General features: G+C 71.6%; 9 protein-coding genes. 5 read left to right on the forward strand and 4 right to left on the reverse strand.

Features of this window, described 5'->3' with window-relative positions:
• Nucleotides 1-126: 126 nt before the first annotated feature.
• From AC1DE0_RS02220 to AC1DE0_RS02230, 3 genes are all read right to left on the reverse strand, one after another.
• Nucleotides 127-1,152 carry a hemolysin family protein gene (locus AC1DE0_RS02220; RefSeq protein WP_478096658.1) on the reverse strand — a complete coding sequence of 342 codons (1,026 nt, stop codon included), beginning with the start codon at nt 1,150-1,152 and terminating at the stop codon, nt 127-129.
• Nucleotides 1,149-2,681: a hemolysin family protein gene (locus tag AC1DE0_RS02225; RefSeq protein WP_478096661.1), complete on the reverse strand. Its 1,533-nt coding sequence runs from the start codon at nt 2,679-2,681 to the stop codon at nt 1,149-1,151. The genes AC1DE0_RS02220 and AC1DE0_RS02225 overlap by 4 nt, the downstream gene beginning before the upstream one ends.
• 168 nt (nt 2,682-2,849) lie before the next feature.
• Entirely contained in the window at nt 2,850-3,158 is a 309-nt protein-coding gene (locus tag AC1DE0_RS02230; protein ID WP_478096664.1) for a 4a-hydroxytetrahydrobiopterin dehydratase, read from the reverse strand.
• Nucleotides 3,159-3,255: 97 nt separating this feature from the next.
• Here AC1DE0_RS02230 and AC1DE0_RS02235 point away from each other — a divergent pair, with 97 nt between their 5' ends.
• The 5 genes from AC1DE0_RS02235 (at nt 3,256) to AC1DE0_RS02255 (ending at nt 10,381) form a co-directional block, all read left to right on the forward strand.
• The gene (locus tag AC1DE0_RS02235) at nt 3,256-3,705 is read left to right on the forward strand and encodes a (deoxy)nucleoside triphosphate pyrophosphohydrolase (RefSeq protein ID WP_478096666.1); all 450 of its coding nucleotides are present in this window, start codon (nt 3,256-3,258) and stop codon (nt 3,703-3,705) included.
• 88 nt (nt 3,706-3,793) lie between these two features.
• Nucleotides 3,794-5,692, forward strand: a complete 1,899-nt coding sequence (gene typA, locus AC1DE0_RS02240) for a translational GTPase TypA (protein WP_478096668.1) — start codon at nt 3,794-3,796, stop codon at nt 5,690-5,692.
• Nucleotides 5,693-5,717: 25 nt separating this feature from the next.
• Nucleotides 5,718-7,475: an ABC transporter substrate-binding protein gene (locus AC1DE0_RS02245; RefSeq protein WP_478096670.1), complete on the forward strand. Its 1,758-nt coding sequence runs from the start codon at nt 5,718-5,720 to the stop codon at nt 7,473-7,475.
• A gap of 38 nt (nt 7,476-7,513) precedes the next feature.
• A complete protein-coding gene (mshB, locus tag AC1DE0_RS02250; RefSeq protein ID WP_478096672.1) occupies nt 7,514-8,446 on the forward strand; it encodes an N-acetyl-1-D-myo-inositol-2-amino-2-deoxy-alpha-D-glucopyranoside deacetylase in 933 nt (310 codons plus the stop codon).
• Nucleotides 8,447-8,644: 198 nt separating this feature from the next.
• Nucleotides 8,645-10,381 carry a VanW family protein gene (locus AC1DE0_RS02255; protein WP_478096674.1) on the forward strand — a complete coding sequence of 579 codons (1,737 nt, stop codon included), beginning with the start codon at nt 8,645-8,647 and terminating at the stop codon, nt 10,379-10,381.
• 7 nt (nt 10,382-10,388) lie between these two features.
• On the opposite strand, the gene AC1DE0_RS02260 is transcribed toward AC1DE0_RS02255, so the two are convergent.
• Complete coding sequence (locus AC1DE0_RS02260; protein WP_478096676.1) at nt 10,389-11,498, reverse strand: GNAT family N-acetyltransferase; 1,110 nt, start codon at nt 11,496-11,498, stop codon at nt 10,389-10,391.
• Between the last annotated feature and the right edge of the window lie 27 nt (nt 11,499-11,525).

Below are 11,525 nucleotides of genomic sequence, written 5' to 3' on the forward strand. Positions count from 1 at the left end.
TATCTTCCGGCGATCTGGCCCGCGCGACCGGAAGATTGCCGCCGTCGGGACACGTGCTGCGTCCCGGCGCCGGTCTGTCCCGGTGTGTCCGACCCGGTGTCCCGGTGTGTCCGCGTACGCGTCCGGCTAGGACTCGGCCGACGGGTCCGTCTCGTCCTCGAAGGTGCCCAGCACACGCTCGAGGAGGTCCTCCATCGTCACCAGGCCGACGGGGTCGGCGGGCCCGTCGACGATGACGAGCTGGGCGTGCGCGGCCCGCATCAGCGACACCGTGTCAAGCAGGGAGAGGCCCTGGTCGACGTGCAGCGCCGGTGACGTGACCGTCGTGACGGGGGCCTGCCCGGGCGCGCGGACGATGTCGCGCACGTGGGCGAGGCCGACCGGTCGACCACCCTCGCGCACGACCAGCCGGGAACGGCCCGTGTCGCGCGAGAGGGCCTCGGCCTCGGCACAGGTGGCGGAGGTCGGGACCCCGATCGCCTGGTCCATCGGCACGACGACCTCGGTCAGGGGTGTCGTGTCGAGGTCGATCGCGCCGGCGAGCACGCGGTGCTCGGGCTCGGCGAGCATGCCGTGCTCCTTGGAGCTCGCGATGAGCAGCTGGAGCTCCTTGGGGCCGTGCACCTGACCGAGCTCGTTCTGGGGCGTGACCCCCACGAGCCGGAGGCACCCGTTGGCCATGGCGTTGAGCAGGCTGAGGGCCGGGCGGGCCACCCACGCGAAGCCGCGGAACGGCAGTGCGAGCAGCACCGCCGACCGCTCCGGGTGCGCGATGGCCCACGACTTGGGCGCCATCTCGCCCACGACCATGTGCAGGAAGACGACGATGCCGACGGCCAGCACGACGGAGACGACGTATGCCGCCGCGTCGGGGAGGCGCGCGAAGGTGAAGACGGGCGTCAGCAGCTCGGCAACCGCGGGCTTGGCGAGCGAGCCGAGCCCCAGCGTGCACAGGGTGATGCCGAGCTGGGCTCCGGCGAGCATGAGCGACAGCTCGCGGTTGGCGCGCACCGCGGCTCGCGCGGCGACCGAGCCACGCTCGGCGAGGGTCTCGAGGCGGTGCCGCTTGCTCGCGACCACGGCGAACTCGGCCGCGACGAAGAAGGCGTTGAGCACCAGCAGGAGCACGGAGACCAGCAGGGCGGTGATCATCGGCCGGCCTCCGTGCGCTCGTCGGCGGCCGGGGGCCACACGGCATCACCCGGATCGTCGCCGTCGGCGGCGAGGGCCTCGAGGTCTGACATGAGGTCGAGCACCTCGACGCGCACCGAGGAGGGCACGTGCCGTTCGACCGTCTCGACCGTCAGGCGCACCGACACGGGCAGGTGGCGGGGCTCGTCGTCACCGCTCGCGGCGGAGGCCGGGTCGTCGCTGTCGGCGTCGTCGGCGTCGTCGGTGCCGGTTGACTCGTCGAGGTCGCGGTGGCGGTCCGTGACGACCTCGCGGCTCGCCTCCACGACGACGTCGTCACCGACGACCGCTGTGCGACCGAGGTGCTCGAGCATGAGACCGCTGACCGTGGAGTACTCGTCGCTGCTGCGTAGGGTCAGCTCGCTGGCGGTGTCGAGCTCGTCGAGACGCAGGTGACCGGGCACCACCCAGGTGTCGGGTCCGGCCTCGACGACGCCCGGCTGAGGGGCGTCGTCCTCGTCGAGGATGTCGCCGACGACCTCCTCGGCGATGTCCTCGAAGGTGACGATACCGGCGAAGCCGCCGTGCTCGTCGACGACGACGGCCAGCTGCCGATGGTCGGCGCGGATCTGCTCGAGCACGCGGGGGAGCGGGGCGCTCGTCGGCACGACCGTCGGGTCGGAGACGATGGATCCCACGGTCGTCGTGGACCGCTGCCCGGGCTCGACCGAGAGCACCTCGGCGATGCCGGCCACTCCCACGATGTCGTCGCCGTCGCGGCCCGTCACCGGGAAGCGCGACCAGCCGGTGTCGAGCAGCTCGACCAGCTGCGACACCGAGGCGTCGGCGCGAACGGTCGTGACGCGTACGCGGGGGGTCATCACGTCGCCGGCGTCGAGCTCGCGGAACCGAAGTCCGCCCTCGAGCACGTCGGACAGGTCGTCGTCGAGCAGTCCACCGGCGTGGGACTCGTCGATGATGCGGGTGAGGTCCTCGGCGGTGGCGCCGTGCTCGAGCTCCTCGACGGGCTCGATCCCCACCTTGCGCAGCAGGGCCGTCGACGCGCGGTCGAAGAGGCGCACCAGCGGGCCCGACACCTTGAGGTAGGCGAGGGTCGAGCGGCTGAGGGCACGGGCGAGGGGCACGGTGCGCGCGATCGCCAGGTTCTTCGGGGCGAGCTCGCCGAAGACCATCTGCACGATCGTGGAGAAGACGAGGACCGCGGTGACCGACAGGCTGAGCCGAGCGGCATACGACATCGACGGGTCGAGCAGCTCGGCGATCCCCTCGCCCACGAGGGGCTCGGACACGTAGCCGACGAGCAGCGCGGTCACGGTGATGCCGAACTGGGCGGCCGACAGGGTGAAGGAGAGCTGCGAGGTGACCTTCATGGCGCGCTGGGCAGCAGCGTCGCCGTCGTCGGCGAGCTGCCGGAGGGCATTGCGGTCGACGGCGACGTAGGCGAACTCCTGCGCCACGAAGTAGCCGGTCGCCGCGGTGAGGGCGAGGATCAGCAGGATGCCCAGGCCGATGCCGAGGGCGGTGCTCATGCGATCACCATCCGGACGAGCAGGCGGTGGGGCGGGGACGGCCGGACGGGGTCCGGCCAGGGACTATGACCCTCCTGGGACTCGGCGCGCGAGCCGGAGCGTGAGTGCGATCGCATGAGGCAATCCTAAGTTACGAGGCCGCGTGCCCCCTGCCCTGCGTTCAGGACGTCAGCCGGAGGCGGTGGCTCCCTTGCGCGCGGCCTCCTGGCTGATCTGGTGGGCCAGCTCGACGTCCAGCTGCGTCAGGCCACCCTCGGAGTGCGTCGACAGCGCGAAGCTGACGGTGCGCCACCGGATGTCGACGTCGGGATGGTGGTCCATCGCCTCGGCGGCCGAGCCCACCTCCTGCACCAGGGAGATGCCGGTGAGGAAGTCCGGCGCCTCGTAGGAGGCGCGGATCGTGTCGCCGTCACGCGTCCAGCCGGGCAGGTCGCCGAGCTGCCGCTCGATCTCCTCGTCGGTGAGCAGTCGTGTCATGCCCCCCAGTAAACCCCGGACGTATGCCGAGTGGCCGGGTCGCGGCCCACCGATGCGCACCGATCCGATGCCTCCGTGTGGCACCATCGACGTCGCCATGAGCACCTCGGACCGCCCGCCAGTCCGCCTCGTCGTCGGGGCGGCCATCGTCGACGACCTCGTGCGGCCCACCCGGCTGCTCTCCGCCCGACGCACCGAGCCCGCCGCGCTGGCCGGGGGCTGGGAGCTGCCCGGGGGCAAGGTCGACGAGGGCGAGTCGCCGCTGTCGGCCCTGCACCGAGAGGTTCTCGAGGAGCTCGGCGTCCGCGTGGAGCTCGGAGCGCACCTGCCCGGGCCGCTGCCGGGCAGCACCTGGCCACTGGGCGACCGCTACGAGATGCTGGTCTGGCTCGCCGAGGTCGTCGAGGGCACCCCGGCTCCCATCGAGGACCACGACGAGCTGCGGTGGCTGGCGATCGACGACCTGCGCGCCGTGGCCTGGCTGCCGGCCGACCTGCCGATCGTCGAGCAGCTAGAGGCCGTTCTCGGCCGCCCCGGCAGGACCTGACGTCCCCTCACGCACCGCTGGCACCACCACCGGTCCCACCCCGAGCCGTGGTCCGGACCACCCCCCAAACCCTGAGAGACTGTTCCTCATGCCCATGAAGACCCGCGCGGACATCCGTAACGTCGCCATCGTCGCCCACGTCGACCACGGCAAGACCACCCTCGTCGACAAGATGCTCTGGCAGTCCGGTGCCTTCGGTGAGCACCAGCACGTCGACGAGCGCGCGATGGACTCCGGTGACCTCGAGCGCGAGAAGGGCATCACGATCCTCGCGAAGAACACCGCGGTGCACTACACGGGCAAGGCGGCCTCCGACCGCGGTCTCGCCGACGGCGTGACGATCAACATCATCGACACTCCCGGCCACGCCGACTTCGGTGGCGAGGTCGAGCGCGGGCTGTCCATGGTCGACGGTGTCGTGCTCCTCGTCGACGCGTCCGAGGGCCCGCTGCCGCAGACCCGCTTCGTGCTGCGCAAGGCGCTGGCCGCGAAGATGCCGGTCATCCTCTGCATCAACAAGGTCGACCGTCCCGACTCGCGCATCGCCGAGGTCGTCGACGAGGCCTACGAGCTCTTCCTCGACCTCGACGCCACCGAGGAGCAGATCGACTTCCCGATCGTCTACGCCTCGGCCAAGGCCGGCCGCGCGTCGACGGAGCGCCCCGACGACGGTGGCCTGCCCGTGGGCGAGGACCTCGAGGCCCTCTTCGAGACGATCCTCGAGACCATCCCCGCCCCGACCTACGACGACGAGGCCCCGCTCCAGGCCCACGTCACCAACCTCGACGCGTCCAACTTCCTCGGCCGCCTCGCCCTGCTCCGCGTCCACAACGGCACGATCCGCAAGGGCCAGCAGGTCACGTGGTGCCGTCACGACGGCTCCCAGCAGCGCGTCAAGATCACCGAGCTGCTCATGACCGAGGCCCTCGAGCGCAAGCCCGCCGAGGAGGCCGGCCCGGGCGACATCATCGCCGTCGCCGGCATCCCCGACATCACCATCGGCGAGACCCTCGCCGACGCCGAGAACCCGATCCCGCTGCCGCTCATCACGGTCGACGAGCCGGCCATCTCGATGACCATCGGCACCAACACCAGCCCGATGGTTGGGCAGGTGCGCGGCTCGAAGGTCACCGCCCGCATGGTCAAGGACCGCCTCGACAAGGAGCTCATCGGCAACGTGTCGCTGCGCATCCTGGCCACCGAGCGTCCCGACGCGTGGGAGGTGCAGGGCCGAGGCGAGCTCGCGCTCGCCATCCTCGTCGAGCAGATGCGCCGCGAGGGCTACGAGCTGACCGTCGGCAAGCCGCAGGTCGTCACGCGCGAGGTCGACGGCAAGGTCCACGAGCCCGTCGAGCGCCTCACCATCGACACCCCCGAGGAGTTCCTCGGCCCCATCACGCAGATCATGGCCGCCCGCAAGGGCCGCATGGAGCAGATGACCAACCACGGCACCGGCTGGATCCGCATGGAGTTCCTCGTGCCCAGCCGTGGCCTCATCGGCTTCCGCACCGAGTTCCTCACCGAGACGCGCGGCACCGGCATCGCCCACCACGTCTTCGAGGACTACGAGCCGTGGTTCGGCGCGATCACGACCCGCACGAGCGGCTCGCTCGTCTCGGACCGCAAGGGCGTCGTCACCTCCTACGCCATGGTCAACCTCCAGGAGCGCGGCACGCTCTTCGTCGACCCGACGACCGAGGTCTACGAGGGCATGATCGTCGGCGAGAACTCCCGCGCCGACGACATGGACGTCAACATCACCAAGGAGAAGAAGCTCACCAACGTGCGCGCCTCCTCCTCCGACAACTTCGAGAAGATCGTCCCCCCGCGCAAGCTCAGCCTCGAGCAGAGCCTCGAGTTCTGCCGCGAGGACGAGTGCGTCGAGGTGACGCCCGAGACCGTCCGCATCCGCAAGGTCGTCCTCGACGCCGGCGAGCGCGCTCGCACCGCTTCTCGCGCGCGTTCGGCGGCGAAGGCCGAGGGCTGACCGACCCGTGCCTGTCGTGGGGCGCGTGGTTGGCGGACTGAGCCGGTCGCTGGCCGTCGGGGTCGGTGCTGCCCTCCTGGCAGCAGGCGCCGCGGCGTGCACCGCCGCGGGCGACACGTCGGCGCAGAGCGCTGCCGTGCCCGCCCCGTCGGCGTCGGCCGCCGGGCAGCCCGGCGGCACCCTGCAGGTGCTCGTTGCAGGCACCGTCGCGACGTGGGACCCGCAGCTGATGTACGTCGGGCCCGAGGCCTTCTTCGCCCAGCGCACGTTCGTCCGGGGCCTCACGGCATACGGCACCGGGGCACACCAGCGCGACGTGCAGGGCGACCTCGCGACCGACGCGGGCACGCCGTCCGACGGCGCCCGCTCGTGGAGCTTCACCCTCCGCGAGGGCCTCAGGTGGCAGGACGGCTCGCCGATCAGCTGCGACGACGTGCGCCACGGCGTCGCGCGCACCTTCGACCGGCGCACCCACGTGGGGGGCACCAACTACGCCAGCTACCTGCTCGACATGCCGACGCACGTCACCGCCGAGGGCCTCGAGAAGCCCGTCTACGCGGGGCCCTCGGACACCGCGCACCAGGCCGACTTCGACCGCGCCGTCTCGTGCAGGGGCCGCACGGTCACCTTCAAGCTGCGCGACGCCGAGCCGGACTTCCCGCACATCGTCGCGCTGCCCGAGTTCGCCCCCCGCAAGGCGTCGTCCGACACGAAGACCGACAAGGCGTCGTATGCCGTCATGTCGAGCGGGCCCTACCGCCTCAAGGCGCCGTGGGTCGTCGGCAAGGGCGGCACCTTCGTGCGCAACGAGCACTGGGACCCGCGCTCCGACCCCATCCGGCACGCGTACCCCGACGAGATCCAGGTGACCTCCGGGCTCGGTGAGTCCACGGTCATCCAGCGGCTGCTCAACCAGCAGGCCGACGACGCGTACGCCGTCTCGTGGGTGCAGGCGAGCCCCACGCTGCGCAACCAGGCCGGCACCGACCTCCAGGCGCGGCTGACGTTCCCGTTCACGGGCAGCGTCGACTACCTGGCCGTCAACATGCGCAGCAAGGCGATGGCCGACMCCGCCGTGCGCAAGGCGCTCGCGACGTCGACCAACCGGGCCACCTACGTCGCGGCCACCGGCGGCGAGGGCGCGGGCACGCCGACGTGGTCGATCCTGTCGCCGACGGTCTACCCCGACTCGGTCCGGCCGCCCTCGGCGAACGGCGTCGAGGGCGACCCCGAGGCGGCCCGCCGGATGCTCCAGCAGGCCGGCGTCAAGCTGCCGGTCAAGCTCCGCGTCGTCTACGCCCGCTCGGTGCTCGCCGACAAGGCGTACGCCGCTCTCGCCGCCGGGTGGGAGCGTGCGGGCTTCGATGTCGATCTGAAGGGCGTGGCCCCGGAGGAGTACTACGAGGAGATCGAGAAGCCGACGTCGGTCGACTCCTACGACGTCTTCCGTGGGGTGTGGACGCCCGACTGGCCGTCCGCAGGTGGCGTGCTGCCGGCGCTCTTCGACTCGCGCATCAACATCGACTCGTCCGGCCCCGGCCAGGACGTCGGCTACTTCTCGAGCGACCCCCTGAACTCCCTCATCGACAAGGCCGACGCGACGGCCGACCCGGCCGCCCGGGCCAAGGTGTGGCAGCAGGCCGACAGCACCATCCGCGGCCAGGTCGGCTACATCGCCCTGTCCGCCACCAAGGCCCTCTACCTCCACGGCGCCGGCGTCAGGTCCTACGAAGACCACAGCGTGGGTGGCATCGTCGACCTCGCCACCGCGTCCGTGCGCTGACGCAAGCCGACCGAGCCGACCTGAACGAGAGGGACCACGTGCCGCGCCTGCTCTTCGTCCACGCCCATCCGGACGACGAGACGCTCACCTGCGGCGTCACGATGGCCCACCACGTGGCGCGCGGAGACGAGGTCCACGTGCTGACCTGCACGCTCGGCGAGGAGGGCGAGGTCATCCCGCCGTCGCTCGCGCACCTGGAAGCCGATCTGTCCGACCGCCTGGGCGCCTACCGGCACGGCGAGCTGGTGCGCGCCCTGTCACGCATCGGCGCGACGATGCACGTCCTCGGGGCCGATGCGTCTTCGGGGCGGCTCTCGCGCTACCGCGACTCGGGCATGGCCGGCTCGCCCGCGGCTGCCCGCGCAGAGGCCTTCGCACGAGCCGACCTCGACGAGGCCGGTGCCCTCGTCGCCGACGTGCTGCGCCAGGTCCGACCCGACGTCGTCGTCACCTACGACGAGCACGGCGGCTACGGGCATCCCGACCACATCCAGACGCACCGGGTCACCCGGCGCGCGCTCCAGCTGCTCGAGGCCTCGGAGCTGCCGGAGCGCACCTACGAGATCGTGACGCCGGTCGGGTGGGCGAGCGAGGACCGCGCGTGGCTGGCCGCCGCCGACCCGGCGCTGCTGGCCACCGACGGGTGGTGGCATGACCCCGAGCTCGGCGGAGTCGTGGCTGCGGGAGGTCCGCGGGCCCCACGGCTCGTCGTGCCCGCGGCCGACCACCCGTTCCCGCCCTCGGTCGTCGACGACGGGGCCGTCAGCCACGTCGTGCACGACGACGCCGCGCGGGCGGTGAAGAACGACGCGCTGCGCGCCCACGCCACGCAGGTGCTCGTCGCGGGCGACGACGTGCACGCCCTCTCGAACCTCATCGCCGTGCGCACGACCGCGCGCGAAGGTTTCCGCCAGGTCGACCCGCTCACGTGGCGACCGACCGGCCAGCACGGCACCGACCTCCTCACCTAGCCAGATCGAGAGAGCACCCCGTCACGCGGGCCGTGGGCGCGCGCGTACGTTCGATTGGCTGGGGTTCGATCGAGAGAACACCCCGTCACGCGGGCGGCGTGACTGCGCGTACTTTTGATCGCGCGGGACGCGCCTCGCCGAAAAGCAGGGCCGCTGGCACTACGGTCGTGGCACCTTGATCCGCCGACCGGAGAGCCGATGTCCGACGACCCGTACGTGCCGAACCGTGACCATCGCCGCGACCGCAGCTCCACCGCGCTTCGCCTCTTCGTCGCGGTCGTCGTGCTCGGGGGCGGCTACGTCGGGCTCTGCACCTGGTCGGCCGAGCACGTGCCGGCGTCGGTGTCCGTGGGTGACATCCAGATCGGCGGCATGACGCCGGAGGCTGCACGCGCCGCCATCGACAAGGGCTCGCGCTCACTGCTCGCAACGCCCATCGCGCTCACCGTGCCCGGGCGCGCAGACCCAGTCGAGGTCGTGCCGAGTGAGGCCGGCCTGAGCGTCGACGCCGACCGATCCCTCGACGGACTCACCGGATTCACGCTCGACCCGAGGCGGGTGTGGGACAAGCTGACCGGATCGGTCGAGGCGCCCCTGCTCACGAGCGGCGACGACGACCGGCTGACCGCCTATCTCGAGAGGCTCGCTCCCAGCGTCGCCGTGGCGCCCGTCGAGGGCCGGGTGACCTTTCCCGGTGGTTCCGTCGCCGTCGACCTGCCGGTGCCCGGGCGCACGCTCGACATCGCGGCCACGAAGCTCGCCCTGCGCAAGGCCTTCCCCGACGCGACCGAGGCGGCCGCGGCGGTGCGCGACACCGACCCGCAGGTCAGCGCCGAGACGGTCCAGCAGGTTGCCGACCAGTTCGGCAGCACCGCGATGTCAGGGCCCCTGACGCTCGTCAGCGGCACCACCCGGGCCGTGCTCACCCCGGCGGAGTACGCCTCCATGGTCTCGGTGGTGCCCGACGGCGCCGGCGGACTCAAGCCGGCCTTCGACCAGCCGGCGCTGACGCGGCTGGTCTCCACGAAGGTCCGGGCGACCACCCGCGCGGCGAGCAGTGCCCGCTGGGTCTTCGAGGCAGCCGACGGCAAGCCCCGCCTGGTGCCCTCGGTCGACGGGCTCGCCGTCGACGAGGACGCCATCGGCAAGCGCGTCGTGGCGGCGATCTCGGGCACGAACCGCACGGTCGACGTGAGCGCCACCGTCGCTCGTCCGCCGTTCACGAGTCAGGACGCCCAGAAGGCCGGCGTGACGACGGTCGTCGTCGACTTCAAGAGCCCCTTCCCGACCAACGACCCGACCCGCACCAGCAACCTCGTCGTGGCGGCGAAGCGGATCAACGGCACCTACGTCCCCCCGGGAGGCACCTTCAGCCTCAACGGGATCCTCGGCGAGCGCACCACCGACAAGGGGTATGCCGACGGCACCGTCATCATCAACGGCCGGCTGACGCGGGGCACGGGCGGCGGCATCAGCCAGGTCTCGACGGTCATCTACAACATGGCCTACTTCGCCGGGGCCGACATCCAGGAGTTCACCGCGCACGCCTTCTTCATCCCCCGCTACCCCGAGGGGCGCGAGGCGACGGTGTACTGGCCGACCGTCGACAACAGGTGGAAGAACGACACGTCCTACGGGATGCTCCTCCAGACCTGGGTCGAGGGCGGCTTCGTCCACGGTCGCATCTGGAGCACGAAGACGTGGGACATCAAGTCGGTCAAGGGTCCGCGGCGAAACATCGTGCCTGCCAAGACGATTCGCATCAACAGCCTCAAGTGCTACCCGCAGCAGCCCAACCCGGGCTTCGACGTGACGGTCACCCGCCAGTGGTTTCGTCACGCCACGACCACGCTCGTGAAGAGCGAGTCCGTCCGGACGCACTACATCCCCGAGGACCACATCGTCTGCACCAACCCGGCGGCCACCCCGCCGTGACGGCCGGTCAGGCGGACGGCTTCGCGAGGTAGGTGTACTCGTGGTGCACCGTGAAGCCGAGGTCCGTCCAGAACGCGACGCCCGCGGCGTTGTCACCCGACACCTGGATGTACATCGCCGGCATGTTGTTCTCGCGGGCCACCATCGCCGCCGCCGACACGATGGTCGTGGCCAGGCCGGTACGCCGGTGGTCGGGGTGCACCCAGAGGCCGAAGATCCCGGCCCAGCCGGGGTGGATCGCCAGGCGGGCGAGGCCGATGATCGCCGTGCTCTCCGGGTCGCGCACCGACAGGAAGAGCTGGCCGTCGCTGCCGGTGAGCACCGCCTCGGTGGCTCCCGGCACGATGGAGCGCTGCTGGCCGTAGGTGGTCAGCCAGTCGAGCTGCAGCTCGGCGTCCGCCGTGACGGGCGCCGACTGCTCGGTCAGCGGTGGGACCGCCGCGGACGGGCCGGTCATGACGAGAACGCGCTGCCAGCTCTCCCGGCCCCCGCCGACCACGTAGCCGCGCTCGAGCAGGGCCGCGACAGCGGGCTGATCGGCCGGGTCGAAGCCGGTGTCGCCGTGCACCTGGAAGATCGCGGGCCGGCCTCGGTCGGAGTACCACTTCTCGGCGAAGTCGATCGCCTTGTCGACCGGGAGGGACGGGTCGCCCACGACCAGTGCCGAGTTGGCGCGGCCGGTGAAACCGTCGGAGGCACGCAGCACCCAGTCGCCCACGCCGCCGCGGTCGACCGGCTGCCATCCCTTCGCCATCAGCTTCTCGAGGTCGTCGGCCGAGACCCGCTCGTGCGGCCTCCCGGCACGGCTCGCGGGCGGCGGAACGGGCTTGGCGGCGAGGATGTCGGCCCGGATCAGCTTCACGCGCTCGGTCTTCGTGTCGACGATGAGGAAGTCGGCGTCACGGGCGACGAGCTCGCCGACGAAGTCGGTCGCGGCAGCCTCCGCGCCCTCCTCGAGGCGGTAGCGCACGACGACGCGGTTGCCGATCGCCAGGCCCGCGCTGAGGCGGTGCCCGGGGGTGTCGCTGCTGCCGAGAGCCGTCGGCTCCGAGCCGGTCTCCGAGCCTGTGTCGGAGTGGGTCTCATCGGTGGGGCCGTGCGTGGGCTCGCCGTTCATGTCCGGCATACTAGGCGGTGCAGCATC

It is taken from the genome of Terrabacter sp. 05T424 (assembly GCF_056396225.1).

What these genes read in the sequence shown, in the direction of transcription:
- AC1DE0_RS02255 (WP_478096674.1), top strand. Translation starts at nt 8,645, where the DNA reads ATGTCCGACGACCCGTACGTGCCGAACCGTGACCATCGCCGCGACCGC.
- AC1DE0_RS02235 (WP_478096666.1), top strand. Translation starts at nt 3,256, where the DNA reads ATGAGCACCTCGGACCGCCCGCCAGTCCGCCTCGTCGTCGGGGCGGCC.
- AC1DE0_RS02220 (WP_478096658.1), bottom strand. Translation starts at nt 1,152, where the DNA reads ATGATCACCGCCCTGCTGGTCTCCGTGCTCCTGCTGGTGCTCAACGCC.
- AC1DE0_RS02260 (WP_478096676.1), bottom strand. Translation starts at nt 11,498, where the DNA reads ATGAACGGCGAGCCCACGCACGGCCCCACCGATGAGACCCACTCCGAC.
- AC1DE0_RS02225 (WP_478096661.1), bottom strand. Translation starts at nt 2,681, where the DNA reads ATGAGCACCGCCCTCGGCATCGGCCTGGGCATCCTGCTGATCCTCGCC.
- AC1DE0_RS02230 (WP_478096664.1), bottom strand. Translation starts at nt 3,158, where the DNA reads ATGACACGACTGCTCACCGACGAGGAGATCGAGCGGCAGCTCGGCGAC.
- typA (WP_478096668.1), top strand. Translation starts at nt 3,794, where the DNA reads ATGCCCATGAAGACCCGCGCGGACATCCGTAACGTCGCCATCGTCGCC.